The following is a 19,190-nucleotide window of genomic DNA, read 5'->3' on the forward strand; positions in this document are numbered from 1 at the left end:
ATAATACGTTTAACTAGAATCAATTTAATTATGAAACTTACTAAACTTAATTGCTTAATTGCATTTTTCGTTTTGGGGTTATTGGCACAAGCCCAAACCCCAGAAGGAGAATTAAAAAGGTGGCACAAAGTTACCTTGACATTTAATGGGCCAAACACCTCAGAAACGGCCAACCCGAATCCATTTTCAGATTATAATCTGGAAGTAACCTTTACACATCAGGCGAGTAACCGTAGTTACAAAGTTCCTGGTTATTTTGCTGCTTGTGGGAATGCAGCAAATAATGGCTGTGCTTCGGGAAATAAATGGAGAGTACATTTTGCGCCAGATCAAACAGGGGCCTGGAACTGGTCGGTGTCTTTCAAACAGGGATCCAACGTTGCTATCAACGGCGGAGGTTCTGGAGCAGGCTTTATGAACGGTGCTACCGGATCTTTCAATGTGGCAGAATCTGATAAGTCTGAAAGAGATTTCAGAAGTAAAGAACTTGGAAGACTTAAATATGTAGGACAACACTATTTAAAGCACGTGGGAACTAACCCGGCAAATCCAAACGGACCTTGGTTTGTAAAGGCAGGAGCGGATTCTCCAGAAAACGCATTGAACTATGTGGATTTTGATGCTACGCCAAGTTTTAATAACAATTTGAATAAGATAGGAAGCAAAACCTGGCAGCCTCACCAAAGGGATTATGTAGCAGCAGATGCAAGCGCATATACCTGGGGTAATGGCAAAGGAACCGAAATGCTAGGGGTGATCAATTACCTTTCTGGCGAAGGAGCCAATGTGATGTCTTTCTTGACCTGGAACACCGATGGTGACGGAGGAGCAGTTTTTCCTCATGTGCTAAAAGTGTCCGAGCAGGAATATGGAAATACCTCCAGAGGTCAACAGTGGAACAAAGTACATCACGATCGTTTTGATGTTTCAAAAACGGATCAGTGGGAAAAGATCATGGAGTATGCAGATAAAAAGGGAGTTTACCTGCATTTTAAAACCATGGAGACCGAGAACGACAATAAAATGGATGGAAATAACTTTGGGAGAGAACGAAAGTTATACTACAGAGAACTTATTGCACGTTTTGCGCACCACTTGGCATTGAACTGGAATTTGACTGAGGAGACTACATTAACAGATAATGTGGCCAAAGCTACGGCAGCATATATCAAAAATGTAGATCCTTATGATCACAATATCGTGATACATACTTATCCAAACCAGCAAGACCAGCGTTACAATCCACTATTAGGAAACAATTCTGAACTAACCGGAGCATCGATACAAACCGGAAAAAACAATGTACATAATGATGTAAAAAGATGGTTAGAGAAATCAAGAAATGCAGGTAAAAAGTGGGTGGTAGCCAATGATGAACAAGGTCCTGCTTCTACAGGAGTTAGAATATCTGACAAAGAAGTAAGACATAGAGTGCTTTGGGGAACCCTAATGGCCGGAGGAACCGGAGTAGAATACTATAGCGGATATACCAACGACGATGGTGATATCAATGGTAATGATCACAGAAAAAGAGGTAAGAAATACAAAGAAGGTGGTTATGCCTTGAAATTCTTTAATGATCATTTGCAAAGCACCATGGTTGATATGGTAAGTGCAGATGGTGTTACTTCAGACAATAATGATTATGTATTGGCCAAAGCAGGAAATGTATACGCTGTATATCGTCCGAATGGAGGATCTACTGGACTAAGTCTACCTGCAGGGAACAATAAGTATGATGTACAATGGTACAATCCAAGAGCTGGTGGAAATCTTACTGCTAAAACAACCTTAGGTGGTAATTTGGTAGCTCCAGATAATAATGACTGGGTGGCTTTAATCACTAGCAAAGATGGAAACGGAAACGGCGGAGGATGTGATAATACCAAAGTAGCTATTGCTTCAGATGATGCATATTTACAAGGAACCACTCGTTTTAACAACGGAGACCTTCGTGTAGAGAGTGGTAACAGGATTTCATATCTTAAGTTTACCGTGCCTTCGGCTACAGAGACGGTTACTGCAGTGAAGTTAGAATTAGCAGTGTCTTCAGATAGTGGAAGTGGATTAATTGAAGTATTTAAAGGAACTTCAAACAACTGGACAGAGGCCAATCTTTCTAACAGCAATAAGCCGGGAGAAGGAGCTAAATTAGGATCATTGAATACTAGCTATGGAGTGAGTCAATCTTATCAATGGACACTATCAGGAGTGACTCCCGGAGAAACCATTTCTCTTATTGTAAAACAAACTGGAGGGAATGATGTTTCTTTTTCGTCAAAAGAAGGGAGTGTTGCTCCAAAGTTAATCCTTGAGCTTGAGTGTAACGATGGCGGTGGAGACGGCGGAGATGGCTCTGGCGGTGATTGTGTGGCTTTGGAAGAAAATGGAGTAGTAGCTGTAGAAGCAGAGCATTTTGTAGACCAGACCAAAACTGCCAATAGAGAATGGTATGCTTTTGATGCCAGTACTACAGGAACACCAACACCAGACCCAGATCCAAATCATGCTAGCGGAGCTAGTGAAGGTGGGTACTTAGAGATTTTACCAGATACCAGAGTTACACATTCGGATCCTTTGGAAAATGGAGTAAGCTTCTCAAACACACCTGGACAAGTAGCGATTATTAACTACAAGGTAAAATTTACAAACCCAGGAAAATACTTTGTATGGGTGCGAGCACATTCTACCGGATCTGAGGATAATGGAGTACACGTTGGTATCGATGGAACCTGGCCAGCTTCTGGACAAAGAATGCAATGGTGTTCTGGTAAAAACCAGTGGACTTGGGAGAGCAAGCAACGTACCAGTGCAAATCACTGTGGAGAGCCAGAAAAGATCTTCATTAATGTGCCTACAGCAGGGGTGCACACCATATCTTTTTCGATGAGAGAAGACGGATTTGAACTGGATAAGTTTGTACTTTCGAAAGTGTATACCAAACCTACAGGAACTGGACCGGCTGAGGTGTTAGTAGATTGTGGTGGAAATAACACTGCTCCACAGGTTAATCTTTCTTCTCCGGCAAATGGAGGTACATATCAAACCGGAGCTACTATACCATTAACCGCAGAGGCTTCAGATAGTGATGGTACCATTGCAAAAGTAGAATTTTTCTTAAACGGGAACTTGGTAGCAACAGAGAACCAGGCTCCATACGATACAACTACAACAATTGCTGCACCAGGGAACTATACAGTAACAGCAAAAGCTACCGATAATCAAGGAGCTACTGCTACTTCTGGAGCTGTAGATATTACTGTAGAGGATAATACGCCTCCACCACCGCCACCAGCAATCAATATACCTGGTAGTTTTGAAGCAGAAGGCTTTGCAACCAAGTCAGGAAGTGTACGTATCGAGAGTACTCCTGGTACTTCGGGCCAAAACCTAGGGTTTATTAACGATGGAGATTATACAGAGTATGCAGTTACTGTAGCTTCTGCAGGAGAATATACCTTTGATTTCTACGGATCTAGTTCAGGTGCAGGAGGAACAATTGATATCGTTGAAGGTAATAGTGTTATAGGTAGCGTTGCGATTCCTGTAAACGGACAGTGGCATAATTACCAAAAGTATTCGGTAAACGTTTCGTTATCTGCAGGAGACAAGACCTTAAAATTAGCCTATCGAGGTGGTGCAGGTTATTTGTTTAATGTAGATAAGGTTGAGGCTTCAAAAATAGAGCCGGTAGAACAAACGACTACACTATCGCCAGTTCATGACGCGTATCTTCAAGGGGCAAGCAATTACAACGAGGTTATCGTTAGAATTGAGCAAAACAGCAGAACAGGATACCTCATGTTCGATCTGTCTTCTATTAGCGGAACGGTAATCGACGCGAAACTGAAATTTACAGTGGTTTCGGATCCAGGAAACGGAAACCTTACCATCCATAAAGGAGCTTCTGATACATGGACCGAAACTAACTTGTCTAATGCGAATAAACCTGCTACAGGAGCTTTGCTAGGTAGTTTGAACACTACTTTTGGATTAGGGAATGAGAAGACCATAGATCTGGATCCAGCAGCAATAACCGGAGATCAAATTTCTTTGGTATTGAACATGACCTCTGGTAATGATTTTGCATTTGGTTCAAAAGAGAATCAAAACATCGCACAACCAGAATTGATCCTTACCTATTCTTCTTCGCCTAATGTAGCACAGAGAGGAATTGAGGCAGATAATAGCAATATCAAAACCTATCCTAACCCAATGACCAATATGATTCAGGTTTCGGGAGCAGCGGAAGGCGCTAGAGTTAAGATATTTAATTCTATCGGTATTTTGCAGAAGGAAATGGTGATCAAAGATGGTTACAATACCATTGATGTTAGTGATCTACCTTCGGGATATTATATTTTGAATGTTTTGGAACAACATAAATCCAATACGGTTATTTCAACACAAAAAATAATCAAGCAATAATCCAAAACATCATGTTATAAAAAAGGGTCGCTGTTTTAAGCGACCCTTTTCTTTTTGTAAAACAAGAATTACTTTTTTGCCCCAAGACTATCTGTAGCTATTTCCTGCTCTAACTGACGTATTCTTTTTTGTACTCTTTCCTGAATAAAACGTTTAAAGGCCATCTTAGTGGGTTTATCTGTGGGATCCTCTTTCTCTCCAAATTTATCTAAGTATTTGTTGTAGTAGGAAAGCTTGATTTCAGGATCCTTGTAATATGCATCAGCAAAAGCGGCCAGTTCATACTGTGCATTAATATTACCAGGGTTTTCTTTTATTGCTTTTTTCATATAAGCCATGGCATCTTCCCATTTTTCTTGAAATCTGTAGGTCATTGCTAGCTTATAATATTCCCCATCCAGATTATAATCAAGTAGCTCTATAGCAGTGAGGTAGTATTTTTCTGCATCTTTATAGTTTTTTAGTTTACTACTTACCTCGGCAAGCGTGTTGTACAACCTTGGGTTTTCATCATCGTAGTTAAGCAATAATTTATAATACTGTAAGGCCTCTTCATATTCATACTCTTTGTAATATGATGTTGCCAGGTAGCGATAAATGAACTCATTAACATAATTAAGCTCAACCAGTTGTAAGAAGTAGGGAATAGCTTTGTCAAATCTTTCCATTTTATAATAGTTCTGCCCGAGGATGCTGATCAATTCTACATTGTTTTTGTAGTAAGACAATCCTGTTTGGGCATATTTTACTACACTATCAAATTCTCTGCGTACCAAAAAGTGCTTGGCTACTTTATAGCAACTTTTTTGGTGCGATTGGTCAAGATCAAATGCCTTTTTGTAGTGATAGATCGCTGCACTATCCTTTAGCGTTTCTTTGGTGAGCCCCAATTGATATTGAAAATCTGGATTTTGGGGATGTTTGGCCACCAATCCTTCAAAAATGCCGTTCGCTTTTTGAAAATTTTTGGTGGTCATCAATAATTTACCGTATTCCATTTTTACAATCAATGCTTTAGGATTAGTTTCGATAGCTTGTTGGTAAAATACCAGGGCATCATCATAAGTGCCTTTTGCCTTATGTGATCGAGCCATTTGAGCCAATATATGATCACTTTTGGGCGTAATGTCTGTATAGGTTTTTATCGCTGAAGAGTAGTCTCCAATGGTGTAGAGGCTATCCGCAACCTTTACAGAGTCTTGAGCAACATGTTTGGCAATTCCAGCAAAAAGAACAAAAAGGAAAAGTGATGCAATTTTGTTATCCATAGGTTACAGCGTCTATTTATTCGGTAATTATTTTTAAGATATAAGTATCTCCAAAATATTGATCATTAAAATTGTTGAATAGCATTTCTTTTGCCTTTTCTAGAGAATCATACCTCTCAAGGTAAGCATAATAGTATCCATCTTTTGGGTTTTTAAATCCCTTTGCGGGAAGCCCTATTTTTTTTAGATTGTTTAAACCTTTCTCAAAATAAGATGGACTCTTAAAAATACTGGTAACCAAATAATATCCCGCTTTTATATCATGTTCATTATAATCGCCTAAATTCTCCGTTAGTACTTGTGCGTCAGTCATACTCGCAAGACTAGCTGCTCTGGCTTCCTGCTTTTCTTTTTCCATTTTTACCCCTGTTTCTTTAATCATGGCAACTATGGGTAAAGAGTACAGTACATTTACTTTTTTCCCGTTCTGCTCGCCAGGGATCATTTGTGGGATTTTGGTGATTGCTCTTTTGGCTTCCGCTTCTGCCTCGGGTAGCGGGCCACGGGCTTTAATATCTACAATGTTCCCAGTGGTATCTATTTTGAACCGTACATACATTTTTACAGTCCCAACTAATCCTTTTTTTGCCAGGACTTCGGTTTTAAAATTGGTAGCCACAATTTTTTGAATTTTTTGTGATACACATTTTTTGATTTCACTATTGTTTGTGAATTCTTGACAGGATTCAAAAGAAGGGACTTTATCTAGTGCTGCGAATGGAATATCTTTTTTTACGGTATCTTGTACTTTGGCCATTAAATTTTGTTCTGGCGATTGAGGATCTTTCAAATATACATCCATAGAGTATGAAGGAATATTCCGTTGGTTATTAGGAGTTATAACAGCATTAAAATCTAGCGTTTGATGACTTAATTCCTTGGCTTTTGGCTTTTCAAAATAACTAACGCACTCATCATCAACTGTCTTTTCAGCATAACCATCCCCATATAATAGCTGTAATTGGTAGACTCCTTCAGGAATGTTTTGTGCGCGATACGTTTGGTTTCGAGTAAGATGAACGGTTCGTATCTTCTTTGAAGTCTCTTGTGATATTATATCGATAATCACTTCTTCATTGTCTCCAGAAGTTAGTTTTAAGTAGTTATCCAACTCTTTATCGTACTCTGAATTCTTATTCGGGCATTCAGGCTCGTTGATAGATAATAATCCAACATAGTTCGGATTATCTGTGTTTTCGATGCTATTAGTATCACTACCTTCTGCTTTGCAAGAGGTATACGTCAATATTCCAACAATAGATGGGACTAATAAAAGGTACTTAAATTTCATTACGGATTTGGATTTAGGTTTTTGTAGCATGAGGATTCTTTTTTTAATTAATGAATGATTAAAAAACTGATTCACAAATGAGATTTCCTGTGTTTGGAAAACCGAATTAAGCAATTGGTCTATGTAACTTCTTTTATTGATCATTTTGGTAACAGCTTCATCAGCGATGTATTCGTGTAATACGGTCATTCTGGATTGATAGATATAGACCAAAGGATTCCACCAAAAGAAAGTTTTCAAAATCTCAAACCAAATTTGATCCAAAGAATGTTTCTGTTCTACGTGTATCAGTTCATGAATCAAAATTTGCTTCTTTTCTTGATCGTGCAATTGATCCCCTATATATATAGTGTTCCAAAATGAAAATGCTTGGTTGCTATTAGGAAGTGTAATTACTTTTTTATTGCTAATATTCGAGATGAAAGAAAAACTAGTAAGAACCTTAAGTTTATATAATTTGAAAGCGAGTATAAGCAGGCTGATACCAAAACCAATAAAGTAGGTAAGTGCCCACCAGTTTATCGGATTTTCTTCAGGCCCTGTGGTACCCAAAATGACTAAGCTATCAGAAGATAAGGTAATTACTTCTTCTACCTGAGTGACCACTACCTGAGAGGGTTGATTGCGAAATATCTCTAATTTGATAAAAGGCAATACCAAAGAAAGTATCGGAGTGAAGAGCAGGTAAAACCGATTCCAGTTGAAAAATGTATCTTCTTTATGAAAAAGGTCATAAATGAGAAGGAAAAGGGTTTGAAAAGCTAAGATTTGTAAAATATAGTGAAGCATGGTTTCATTTTTTATGGTCAAATTCATTCAAAATCTTCTCTAGATCTTTGATATCCATATCGTTCTTTTTTACAAAAAATGATACCATATTTTTAAAAGACCCATTGAAATAGTTGTTCATTAGTTTTTTGAGAGATTGATCGCTATAATCCTCTTTCATTACCAAAGGGAAGTAGATATATCCTTTACCTTTTTTTCGATGGGATACAAAGGACTTGTTTTCGAGAATTCTAACGATAGTAGAGATCGTATTGTAAGCTGGTTTAGGTTCCGGCATCTGTTCTATAATGGTGGCTACATTGGCTTCTTCCAGTTGCCACAATAGTTGCATTACTTCTTCTTCTGCTTTTGTGAGTTGTTTCATGTGTTTTAAAATTGTTTTAGAAGTCACATGGAAATCGCCACTAATCATTCTTGCTGAGAATTAGTTTAATGATCAGGCTCATTTCATAAAATCTAAAAATTGTTGAGAACGTTTGGAACAAATATAACTAAATTTTTAGTTTAAACTAATTTTTTAGTTAAAAAAATGTAACAAACTGATGCAGTTGTCGTCAAATAGGTAAAAAGACAGATATGGATATTGCCTTATTAATAATTGGCTTTCTTCTTTGTTTATTGGGGCTAATCGGTAGCTTTCTACCGGTATTACCAGGTCCATTTACTTCGTGGATTGGGTTGCTTACGCTTAGTTTCTCGGATGCCATTCCGCAAAACTGGACCTTTTTGGGCATTACCCTTGGGGTTGCTATTTTGGTGTGGATACTGGATTATATTGTACCTGCCTTGGGGACCAAGAAGTTTGGGGGCACCAAATACGGGATGATTGGCAGTTCTTTGGGGCTTATCGTTGGGATTCTGTTCTTAGGACCTTTTGGAATCATTATAGGACCTTTTGCGGGAGCTTTTTTAGGTGAGTTTATAAGAGATAGTTCTGAAACCTCAAAAGCGCTAAAAGCAGCGTTTGGGTCGTTTATCGGCTTTTTGACTGGTACGTTTATCAAATTTATAGTAGCCGTTGCCTTTCTTGTACTATTTATCCAACAGGTTTGGGATCATTGGTCTAATTTTTTCTAGAAAATATATCGTGTAGAATTAAAAAAAGCCTCTCCAAGTTTAAATGGAAAAGCTTCTCATTGGTTTACTACTAAACCACTCACGACAAGCGTGAGACAACACAACATTTTTAATTGCTAAAAAAAGCTTCAATAGGGATTGAAGCTTTTACAATTTTGCGGTCTGGACGGGACTCGAACCCGCGACCCCCTGCGTGACAGGCAGGTATTCTAACCAACTGAACTACCAGACCAGTGCCTTATTGCGGATGCAAATATACACCTCATTTTATTACCCGCAAATGTTTTTTTAGTTTTTTTTTGCTTTCATAAAAATAGATTAAGCAAATTTCTGTCTTTCAACCAAGTATGTTGTAAGTATTTTATTGAAATCTTTTGTGGTATCTGCCAAAACATATTTAATGTCGTATTGAGCACATTTCATTTTGAGATCATAAAAATAAGAGGATACTGCGTCTTTATAATTCTCTTTGATATTATCTGCATAGAGATTGATAAATTCTCCGGTTTCTACATCGACAAATCGAGTAGGGTTATTGTTAAAGTCAAAATTAATTTCTTTCTCGCTGTCGATAGTATGAAATAGAATGACCTCGTGTTTATTGTATTTCAAATGTCTTAGCGCTTCAAATAGCTTTTCTGGGCTGGAAGAGGCTTGAAGCATATCCGTAAACAAAAAAATCATAGACCTTCGGTGAATCTTTTCGGCTATTTGATGTAAAAATCGAAAAGTGTCTGTGTTTTTCTCAACGGGTGGGTGAGTGATGGTCTGATTTAACTGATTTAAGAGCATTTGATGATGTCTTTCACTTCCTTTTTCTGGTGCATAATAATCATATTCATCACTATAAATACTCAATCCAATAGCGTCACGTTGTTTTTTCAGGATATTCATCAGGCAAGCAGCAGCCAAAACCGAAAAACTAATTTTGTTTAAAGAGTTTATACTATGCTCATTGATTTTAGGATAATGCATAGAAGAGGAGTTGTCCAAAATGATGTGGCATCGCAAATTGGTTTCTTCTTCATAACGTTTGGTGAAAAGTTTGTCCGTTTTGGCAAAAAGTTTCCAATCGATATGCTTGGTGCTTTCGCCGTTGTTGTACACTTTGTGTTCTGCAAATTCTGCAGAAAACCCATGAAACGGGCTTTTGTGCATGCCAGAAATAAAACCCTCTACTACTTGTTTGGCAAGTAATTCGAGATTAGTAAAACCTCCTGTTTTGTTGATTTCTTTCTGGATATCCATTCGAAGCATATTGATTTTTGTGAAAATAAAAAAGGTTTGACAATTCGTCAAACCTTTTGCTTTTTTTTATTAAGTATGCTGTTACAATAAAGAATCTAATGCGTCAGCATATACATTTTTTGGAGATACTCCTACTTGACGTCCAACAACCTCTCCGTTTTGGAAAACTAACACTGTAGGGATGTTTCTTACTCCGTACTTAGCAGCAAATTCCTGATTCGCATCAACATCAACTTTTCCTACTACTGCTTTTCCTTCGTATTCGTCACTAATTTGCTCGATGATAGGACCTACCATTCTACATGGACCACACCACGCTGCCCAAAAATCAACCAATACCGGTTTGTCACTTTTAAGTACTACTTCATCAAAAGTAGCGTCTGTTATTTCTAGTGCCATAGTTATTTATTGTTTTAAAAATTTCTATTTACTTTAATTATTCACAAAATTAGTCAATAATTCTGCCAAAGCTTACAAACGTAATATTTGTTTTGCCTATAGAGGCATTTGTTTTTCTGATACAAAATCATATTCTGCCTAATGAGGGAATATACTGTAATTTACAATTAAAAAAAATAATTACCTCAAAATCATGTTTTGAAATATGTCGGGAAGAAAGAAAAAAAATAACGGTATCTTTATATCAGATTAACTAACATGCCCAAAGAAATCCAATTACCATATTGCAATCTGGTGTTCAAACAAACACATGCGATTTTAGTCATGCACCAGGGATCTGCCATAACCATCGAAACAGCTGCAGAGATTACCGATCTGTTGGCATCATATTACCAAGAGCGAAATTTTATTTTTATTACCCACCGCAAATATCCGCATGATATTGATCTTGCAGTATATAAAGGTAGGATACTAAAGAATATGATTGGTTTTGCGATAGTTTCCAAGAATCCAGAAGAGATCAAACGAGCCATGCAGGAACAACCTTTATGGAATGAAGCGTTTACTTTCTTTAATGAACTGGATGAAGCGGAAAATTGGGCGCTGAGTTTTTTTGATTAATTCAACTTATAATATACCGATTCATTTTCTAAAGCCCGCAACAATTCCTGCGAAATATTCACCTTCTGTTTTCGACTTGGCATATGCAATTTTAATTGTTCAGCCATTTCGTAAATTACAAAGTTGAGTGTATGACTACCAGAATGTTCGGTAAACAACTCTTTTAATTGATCGATTCTACCATCTGACAATTCGTTGATATCTAGCTGGATTGTTAGCTTTCTGGCATAACTTTCCATTACATCATGTAACAGCTGAAAGCTATTGAATTGAATTCTGGGATCTCCTTTTTTTCCAGTATCTCGGTTTACCCATCCTTCTTTTATAAATGCTTTGGAGTATACAAATGTGCTCTTTACCAAAAAGGGTCGATGTTTTAAATATTCTTCGCCAAATATTCTGAATTCGTGTGCAGTGTTATAATCCTCAATGGTAAACGTAGCCCATCCTTTACCGTTTTTTGAAGTACGATGTTCTACATTGGTGATTACTCCACCAAAAGAAAGTTCTCGATTTACATTGCTTTCTAAATCTGCAAAATTTAATAGCGTGGCATTGCAGAAATATTTCATTTCATATTTGAAATCATCTAGCGGATGCCCAGATAAATAAATCCCTACTACTTCTTTCTCTCGTGCCAATTTCTCCATGGTCCCCCATTCTTCGCAAGGTGGAACTATAGGTTCTGGGATTTGCACTTCACTGGATTCTCCAAATAAACTTACCTGCGAGGAATTTTCACTTTCCTGGTATTTGGATCCGTATTTCATCGCTTTTTCGAGAAAGGTAATCCCATCTCCTTCTTCATGGAAATATTGCCCTCTATGCGTGTCAGAAAATGAATCAAACCCTCCTGCCAGTGCCAAACTTTCAAAAGCTTTTTTATTGGCTGCTCTAAGGTCGATACGTTTAGCGAGATCAAAAATTGATCTGTAAGGACCGTCTTCTTTACGATTTTCTACTATGGTAGCTACTGCACCTGTTCCTACTCCTTTGATCGCTCCCATACCAAAGCGAACCGCTCCGTCTTTGTTTACAGAAAACTTACGATAGGATTCATTAACATCTGGCCCCAGTACATCTAGTTTCATTCGTTTACACTCTTCCATAAAGAAAGTGACCTGCTTAATATCGTTCATGTTATTGGATAGTACTGCTGCCATATACTCTGCAGGATAGTGTGCTTTGAGGTATGCTGTCTGGTATGCGATCCATGCATAACAAGTAGAGTGAGATTTGTTGAACGCGTATGCAGCAAAAGCTTCCCAGTCTTTCCAGATTTTCTCGAGTCTGTCTTCAGGATGCCCTTTTGCGGCTGCTTGTTGAATGAATTTGGGTTTCATTTTGTCAAGTACCGCCTTTTGTTTTTTACCCATCGCTTTACGCAATACATCGGCTTCACCTTTGGTAAAATCTGCTAACTTTTGAGAAAGTAGCATCACCTGCTCCTGATATACTGTGATTCCGTAGGTTTCTTGTAGATACTCTTCACAGGCTTCGAGGTCATAAATGATTTCTTCGGTCCCGTGTTTCCTATTAATAAAACTAGGGATGTATTCTAGTGGACCCGGGCGGTACAGTGCGTTCATGGCGATGAGATCCGCAAATACCGTTGGTTTTAGCTCTTTCAAATATTTTTGCATCCCAGGGGATTCATATTGGAATATCCCTACTGTTTCACCACGCTGGAAAAGTGCATAGGTCTCTTCGTCATCCAAGGGAAAATTCTCTGGGTCCAACTCGACACCATGTTTAGCCTTCACAATTTTGACGGTATCCTTGATCAAGGTCAAAGTTTTAAGACCTAAGAAATCCATTTTTAGTAGTCCTGCACTTTCTACCACCGAGTTGTCGAATTGCGTACAGTACATATCAGAATCCTTGGCCAAAGCCACAGGAACGAATTTGGTAATATCATCGGGAGTAATAATTACCCCACAGGCATGAATTCCAGTGTTACGAACAGATCCTTCCAGAACTCGTGCTTGGTTCAAAGTTTCTGCTTCGAGATCACTACCTTCTGCGATGTTAAGTAATTCGTTTACTTTTTCTAATTCGTCACTTCTGAATTTTTTCTTTAATGTAGCTTCGTCAACACCAAAAATTTTACCCAGTTTTGACATGTTTGGGATCAACTTGGCAATGCGATCTGCGTCACCTAATGGAAGATCCAGTACCCTGGCAGTATCCCGTATAGAAGATTTGGCAGCCATGGTACCATAGGTAATAATCTGTGCTACCTGATTAGCTCCATATTTTTCGATTACGTAATCCATTACTCGTCCTCGTCCTTCATCATCAAAATCGATATCAATATCGGGCATACTTACACGATCCGGATTTAGGAAACGCTCAAAAAGTAAGTCGTACTTGATCGGATCCAGATTTGTGATCCATAAACAGTAAGCGACTGCTGAACCTGCTGCAGATCCTCGTCCGGGTCCTACAGATACGTCCATGTCACGTGCTGCACGAATGAAATCTTCAACAATCAAAAAATATCCAGGATATCCTGTTTTTTCAATTACTTTAAGTTCAAAATCCAAACGTTCATCAATCTCGGGGGTGATTTCTCCATATCTTTTTTTAGCACCTTCATAGGTGATATGTCTTAAATATTTATTCTCTCCACGTTTCCCTCCATCCAACTTGTCTTCTTCAAATAAAAATTCATCGGGAATATCGAAGGCAGGTAATAGTACATCTCTAGCAAGCACAAAAGGTTCAATTTTGTCAACAATCTCTTGAACATTAATAATTGCTTCAGGTAAATCTTTGAAGAGGTTTTTCATCTCTTCTTGAGATTTGAAATAATATTCCTGATTAGGTAATCCATAGCGATATCCTCGACCACGACCAATAGGAGTAGCTTGCTTTTCACCATCTTTTACACACAATAAAATATCATGTGCATTAGCATCCTTCTTCTCGCAATAATAGGTGTTATTGGTAGCAACGGTCTTTATTTGATGTTTCTTAGCAAACTCAATAAGTACTTGGTTAACTCTATTTTCGTCTTCCTGATTATGGCGCATGATCTCAATATAAAGATCATCTCCAAATTCCTGGTGCCACCAGAGTAGTGCCTCTTCAGCTTGTTTCTCTCCAATGTTTAAGACTTTGCTGGGAACTTCGCCGTATAGATTCCCTGTTAGAACAATGATATCATCTTTATATTCTTTGATAACTTCTTTGTCGATCCTAGGTAGGTAGTAGAAACCATCTACGAAGGCAATAGAAGACATCTTTGCTAAGTTATGATATCCATTCTTGTTTTTGGCAAGCATCACAATTTGATACCCATTGTCTTTACGAGATTTGTCTTTGTGATTTTCACAAACAAAAAATTCAACGCCAACAATTGGTTTTATTTCTATGCCTTCGGGCTCTTGCCCATTTTCAATAGCTTCGGCATTGGCGGTTTTTACACTTTTATTATGGTTAGATACTGCTTGAACAAAGTGGAAAGCTCCCATCATATTGGCATGATCTGTCATTGCTACAGCCTTCATCTTATGTTGCGCCGCTACTTTTACCAAATCGGGAATACTTGTTGTTGATTGTAGGACAGAAAATTGAGTATGATTATGCAGGTGTGCAAAACCAACTTCATCAAGAGCGGCAATATTTTCATTAATTTCTTCTTGAGAAAGTGAAGTTGTGCCTTGCGCAGTAATTTCTTCACGGATTTTTTGAGAAGCCTTCTTGAGATTAATATGTTTAAGTCCAATTAATTGTATAGGATCCGCATTGACTTCTTTAAAATTGTGAAAATAGTCTGGTTGCACATCTAGCTCCTCAATCGTAAAGATTTCTTTACGAATCAGTTCCAAAAAACATCTCGTTGTGGCTTCTACATCGGCAGTTGCGTTATGTGCTTCGTTAAAACCTACACCAAATAGGTGTTCATGCAATTCAGTAAGTGTAGGAAGTTTAAATTTACCTCCACGACCTCCAGGGATTTTACAAAGTTCAGCTGTAGTTTCTGTACAAGTGTCTAATACCGGTAATTCTTGAAGATTATTGGGTACACCAAGTCGGTAAAACTCGGCCCCCATGATATTGACATCGAATCCAACATTTTGACCAACCACAAATTTGGTCTTCGAAAGAGCGGTATTAAATTTTTCTAGAACTTCTTGTAGCGTTATTCCGTCTTGTTCTGCAAGCTCGGTAGATATACCGTGTATTTTTTCTGCGTCATAAGGGATATTAAACCCTTCTGGTTTTACCAGGTAATCCTGATGCTCGATACAATTTCCCAACTCGTCATGTAGCTGCCACGCGATCTGGATACATCTGGGCCAGTTATCAGTGTCACTAATAGGTGCGTCCCAACGTTTCGGTAATCCAGTGGTTTCGGTATCGAAAATTAAATACATAGAAGTTTTTTTACAAGAAAGTGTATCCCTAACAATTAACTCTCAAAAATACATAAAATAATAGGTTGGATTTTCGAAAAGTTATCCAGAATTATTAACCGAATAAAAAACAAAAAAGCTTGGCTAATTTTGTAGCCAAGCTTTGAGATATTCCAAGAAATATTTTTTGCTAATTCTATTTCAATGATATCTATTATTAATTATTACGAGGTGATCCTATCTGAGTTCCGATAACACTTGCATCTGGTTGTGTAATAACCGGACAGTTAATGATAGCTCCTGTTGCAGTAAGTAAGTTGGATAATGAGTTATCTAGTGGGCTTGGGTTTATATTTCCTCTGAAAGGAATTAAAGTTCCATCTGCCAAAAGATCATTAATTTGCTCAAAACTTTGTAGGATTGGACGATCTTCTGCCGGAATTGTAAATTCGGTGATATGTGCATCCCACATTGGAGCGTATCTCTCGTCGCTAGGGTCAATTGGGAATGTGTTTGTAGGATCGTTTTGCTGACGATTACTTAAAGAAGCTGTGTTTAAACCTTGGAAACCATTTGGGTTATTAGCTTCTGGCAATACTCCATTTGCAGTTGGGCTAAATGGTAGCATAGATCCTCCTGGGAACAATCCAAAAGTTGGTAATTGTGCTAATCTTGGCGCAAAAACCCCTAATTCTATCGTTGCTGGAGCAGGATCTGAAGTATCTGTTACAATGTGGAAGTAATATGGTCTTCCGTCATGCCATCCGTCTAACAATTGCAATACTACAGAAGCTTGATCTGGCGCAAAATTAGGATTGTTTAAGTCATCTTCTTGCTCTTGCTCGTTACCTGCTGGATTAGGGATTCTATCATGAATTCCAGTACTATTTGCTACAGGTTGTGCATTAATCACAATACCACTTGGTAATACTACGTATGAAGACCATGCTGCATCAGCAATAGCACCAGGGTTAACTTCTGCAGGAGGGAACCCGAATAACAACCCATCTTGTCCTCCAGCAACTAGAGATCGTTTTGGTGAAAAATCAACAGACCCCTCAAATACCAATCTTCCATCATCTGTAAAAGTTGCATTTTGCTCTCCTCCGGATCCGACAGCGGCCGCCATTCTAGGGGCAAAAATTACTCCCAAGTCTCTAGCCATTTCTCTGTCTGAAGCTTCAGTGATTACATAATATAACTCTCTTGGTCCGTTTGGTGTAGTTTCCCAACCACGGAACATAGGAAAACGCGCTGTAGGTCCTGCCGGTACCACAGACCGATCTACACGAAAGTCAATACCTAATACACTTGGTAAAAATACATTCTGTGCATCAGTAAAGGTTAGTGCAGGATTATCTGCATCATAGGGGATACCTCCATCCTCTCTGATACTTTCTAATAACAAACTTGCTTCAGAAGGATCTGGATTTGGTGGTGGGATCACTGCATCATCATCACTACAAGACGCAGCTAAAAAAGTAACTAATAGGCTTAAGAATACGGTCTTTAAATTTTTCATTTTTCGTTTTTTTTGTGTGTTTATATTTCATGAAAAACAACTGGCCAATCGTTTTTGTGATTCAAAATCAAAACCATTCGATTTTGATATAAATTGAGACGACCACAAGAATTAGGACTTACACCAAAAAAAACTAAATAATAGAAGAAACTTATTGTTAATTTTTTTTCAATAAGTAAAAAATATGAGTGTTTATGAGGGATAAGGGCTCAAAAAGTAGCTTACAAGGATGATTGTTAAAGTGCTAATTTTATCATTTTATTAAGAGTTAATTAACAAAAATCAGCTCTTTTTTTCGTGCTCTTGAAAGAGGTAAATGTTAGCTAGCTAACTTATTTTACTGGGAGTCCGGAAGGTTTGAGTAGTTGTGAGTGGTAATTTTGGATCTTTCGAATTCGTAATTTGGGAGGCATAAAAAATAAAAAGCGCTTATGGTCAAGATAAGCGCTTTTCGGGTCAAGTTGAGATTGAGTTTAATAACCAAAATCAAAGAAACCTTCAGTTACTTGTGTACCGCTTCTGGTTTCAAATTCGAAACTTCCGCTGATACATTGTGTATCTATATTATGTTCACTAATTATTAATGTTCCTGACAATGCAGATGATTTATCACCTCTCCATGCATAAGTAGCACTGTAATCACCAGATCCAGTTAATGAATATGTTCCTGGAGTTGTATCTGCGGGCATTACAATTACGATTTCACTATTTTCATTCGTGGCTCTTATTAATATAGAGGTATCTTTTACACCAAAAATATCTGCAGTATGATCGTCGGTGATCATCTCGTTACCATCAACAAGTGCTGTCAATGAAGCGTTTAATAAACAAGGGTTGATTTCTATTTCTGGCTCTTCGTCGACATTTCCTGATTCTAAAGGTAGTCTATAGAACCATCCATGATTGAAGTCTACTATGTCACCGTTATCGTCCTTAAGATTTTTAAAATAGAAATTACCAGAAATTTCATTGTTGTAAATTTCAGTAATGATTACTTCTCCAGCGGTCTCTCCATCTACAGGAATGAATTTTTTTTCATAATTCTTGTAGCTAACCTTGCTTACAGTTTGTTGGTCTAATTTATAAGTTCCAAGTTTGGTAGAAGAAGTGGTAAAACTTATCGTTCTTTCACCTTCACTACCAGAAATTACTAAAGTACCATCATCATAAATAACGGCCTTCTTTATGGAAGTTCTAAATGTTTCTCCTTCTATTTCTGCCTGTAATGAAGGATCATTAATTACAATGTCTTTAGAACAAGACGTAATTAAAAGGCATAGAAGTACATAAAATAGAGTAGTTATTTTAGTCATAGGCTTGGGGCTTTGCAATTTAGACTACAGTAGGACCATAGTCACGTGTTTACCATACAAACATATAATGAAAATCTGAGTAAAACAATTTTTTGGTCGAAAAAAAGCACATTTTATCGATGAAATACACAATTATGATGTTTTTTAAAGAAATATTGTTTTGTTTATACGAATTTTCTTGTGGCTTTATAGAGAGTTTAATGCTATAGGGTTTGATGAATTTTGAAGAGGGAGATGAGTATAAATCAAATAAATAGCTAAATTGTATATTGTTTGTTTCAAAATACTTACCTTTGCGCCCTCAATTATGAACCGGGTCGTGTACCCAAAAATTAATTTATATGCCTGTTAAAATTAGATTACAGAGACATGGTAAAAAAGGGAAGCCTTTTTACTGGATCGTAGCAGCAGATGCTCGAGCTAAAAGAGATGGTAGATTTCTTGAAAAATTAGGAACTTACAATCCAAACGTAAATCCAGCGAGTATCGATTTAAATATCGATGGAGCTGTACAGTGGTTGCAAAATGGAGCGCAACCAACCAATACTGCTAGAGCAATCTTATCTTACAAAGGAGCGATGCTTAAAAACCATTTACTTGGTGGTGTAAGAAAAGGAGCTTTGACTGAAGAACAAGCTGAGGAAAAATTCCAGGCTTGGGTTGCAGAAAAAGAAGGTAGTATCAATTCTAAAAAAGATGCACTTGCTAAAGCTGATGCTGATGCAAAAGCTAAAATTTTAGAAGCTGAAAAAGAAGTTAATGCTAAGCGTGCGGCCGAGGCTGCTCAAGTTGAAGCAGAGGCTAATGCAGAAGAAGCTGCAGCAGAAGTAACCGAAGAAGCTAGCAACGAAGAAGAATAGTTGCTTTATTTAT

At 37.7% G+C, this 19,190-nt stretch carries 12 protein-coding genes and 1 tRNA gene; 4 read left to right on the forward strand and 9 right to left on the reverse strand.

Annotated elements, in window-relative coordinates:
• The first annotated feature begins 30 nt into the window (after positions 1-30).
• Positions 31-4,428 (forward strand): CBM96 family carbohydrate-binding protein, encoded by a 4,398-nt coding sequence (locus ACXAGJ_RS21085; RefSeq protein ID WP_474842669.1) that lies wholly within the window; start codon positions 31-33, stop codon positions 4,426-4,428.
• Positions 4,429-4,496: 68 nt separating this feature from the next.
• Here ACXAGJ_RS21085 and ACXAGJ_RS21090 read toward each other — a convergent pair whose 3' ends face one another.
• The 3 genes from ACXAGJ_RS21090 to ACXAGJ_RS21100 are packed head-to-tail and all read right to left on the reverse strand — an operon-like array spanning position 4,497 to position 8,140.
• Positions 4,497-5,696 carry a tetratricopeptide repeat protein gene (locus ACXAGJ_RS21090; protein WP_474842671.1) on the reverse strand — a complete coding sequence of 400 codons (1,200 nt, stop codon included), beginning with the start codon at positions 5,694-5,696 and terminating at the stop codon, positions 4,497-4,499.
• 16 nt (positions 5,697-5,712) lie between these two features.
• A complete protein-coding gene (locus ACXAGJ_RS21095; protein ID WP_474842673.1) occupies positions 5,713-7,776 on the reverse strand; it encodes a M56 family metallopeptidase in 2,064 nt (687 codons plus the stop codon).
• A 4-nt stretch (positions 7,777-7,780) separates the two neighbouring features.
• Positions 7,781-8,140, reverse strand: coding sequence for a BlaI/MecI/CopY family transcriptional regulator (locus tag ACXAGJ_RS21100; RefSeq protein WP_474842675.1), 360 nt, complete (start codon positions 8,138-8,140; stop codon positions 7,781-7,783).
• Between the two features lie 212 nt (positions 8,141-8,352).
• Here ACXAGJ_RS21100 and ACXAGJ_RS21105 point away from each other — a divergent pair, with 212 nt between their 5' ends.
• Positions 8,353-8,853: a DUF456 domain-containing protein gene (locus ACXAGJ_RS21105; RefSeq protein ID WP_474842677.1), complete on the forward strand. Its 501-nt coding sequence runs from the start codon at positions 8,353-8,355 to the stop codon at positions 8,851-8,853.
• 158 nt (positions 8,854-9,011) lie between these two features.
• Here ACXAGJ_RS21105 and ACXAGJ_RS21110 read toward each other — a convergent pair.
• The 3 genes from ACXAGJ_RS21110 to trxA all read right to left on the reverse strand — a co-directional run bounded on the left by ACXAGJ_RS21110 (position 9,012) and on the right by trxA (position 10,500).
• Positions 9,012-9,085, reverse strand: a tRNA-Asp gene (locus ACXAGJ_RS21110).
• An 86-nt stretch (positions 9,086-9,171) separates the two neighbouring features.
• Positions 9,172-10,101: a DUF58 domain-containing protein gene (locus ACXAGJ_RS21115; protein ID WP_474842679.1), complete on the reverse strand. Its 930-nt coding sequence runs from the start codon at positions 10,099-10,101 to the stop codon at positions 9,172-9,174.
• A gap of 81 nt (positions 10,102-10,182) precedes the next feature.
• Entirely contained in the window at positions 10,183-10,500 is a 318-nt protein-coding gene (gene trxA, locus ACXAGJ_RS21120) for a thioredoxin (protein WP_073321186.1), read from the reverse strand.
• A 258-nt stretch (positions 10,501-10,758) separates the two neighbouring features.
• Between trxA and ACXAGJ_RS21125 the strand changes: the two genes are divergently transcribed.
• Positions 10,759-11,121: a hypothetical protein gene (locus ACXAGJ_RS21125; protein WP_474842681.1), complete on the forward strand. Its 363-nt coding sequence runs from the start codon at positions 10,759-10,761 to the stop codon at positions 11,119-11,121.
• Here the strand turns inward: ACXAGJ_RS21125 and dnaE are convergent.
• From dnaE to ACXAGJ_RS21140, 3 genes are all read right to left on the reverse strand, one after another.
• Positions 11,118-15,503 (reverse strand): DNA polymerase III subunit alpha, encoded by a 4,386-nt coding sequence (gene dnaE, locus ACXAGJ_RS21130; protein WP_474842683.1) that lies wholly within the window; start codon positions 15,501-15,503, stop codon positions 11,118-11,120. The genes ACXAGJ_RS21125 and dnaE overlap by 4 nt on opposite strands.
• 196 nt (positions 15,504-15,699) lie before the next feature.
• Positions 15,700-17,004 carry a hypothetical protein gene (locus ACXAGJ_RS21135; protein WP_073321195.1) on the reverse strand — a complete coding sequence of 435 codons (1,305 nt, stop codon included), beginning with the start codon at positions 17,002-17,004 and terminating at the stop codon, positions 15,700-15,702.
• A gap of 473 nt (positions 17,005-17,477) precedes the next feature.
• Positions 17,478-18,317: a DUF6252 domain-containing protein gene (locus ACXAGJ_RS21140; protein ID WP_474842685.1), complete on the reverse strand. Its 840-nt coding sequence runs from the start codon at positions 18,315-18,317 to the stop codon at positions 17,478-17,480.
• Positions 18,318-18,658: 341 nt separating this feature from the next.
• Here ACXAGJ_RS21140 and ACXAGJ_RS21145 point away from each other — a divergent pair, with 341 nt between their 5' ends.
• Complete coding sequence (locus ACXAGJ_RS21145; protein ID WP_474842687.1) at positions 18,659-19,177, forward strand: 30S ribosomal protein S16; 519 nt, start codon at positions 18,659-18,661, stop codon at positions 19,175-19,177.
• Positions 19,178-19,190 lie beyond the last annotated feature (13 nt).

The organism is Aquimarina sp. AWH4_224 (assembly GCF_056160245.1).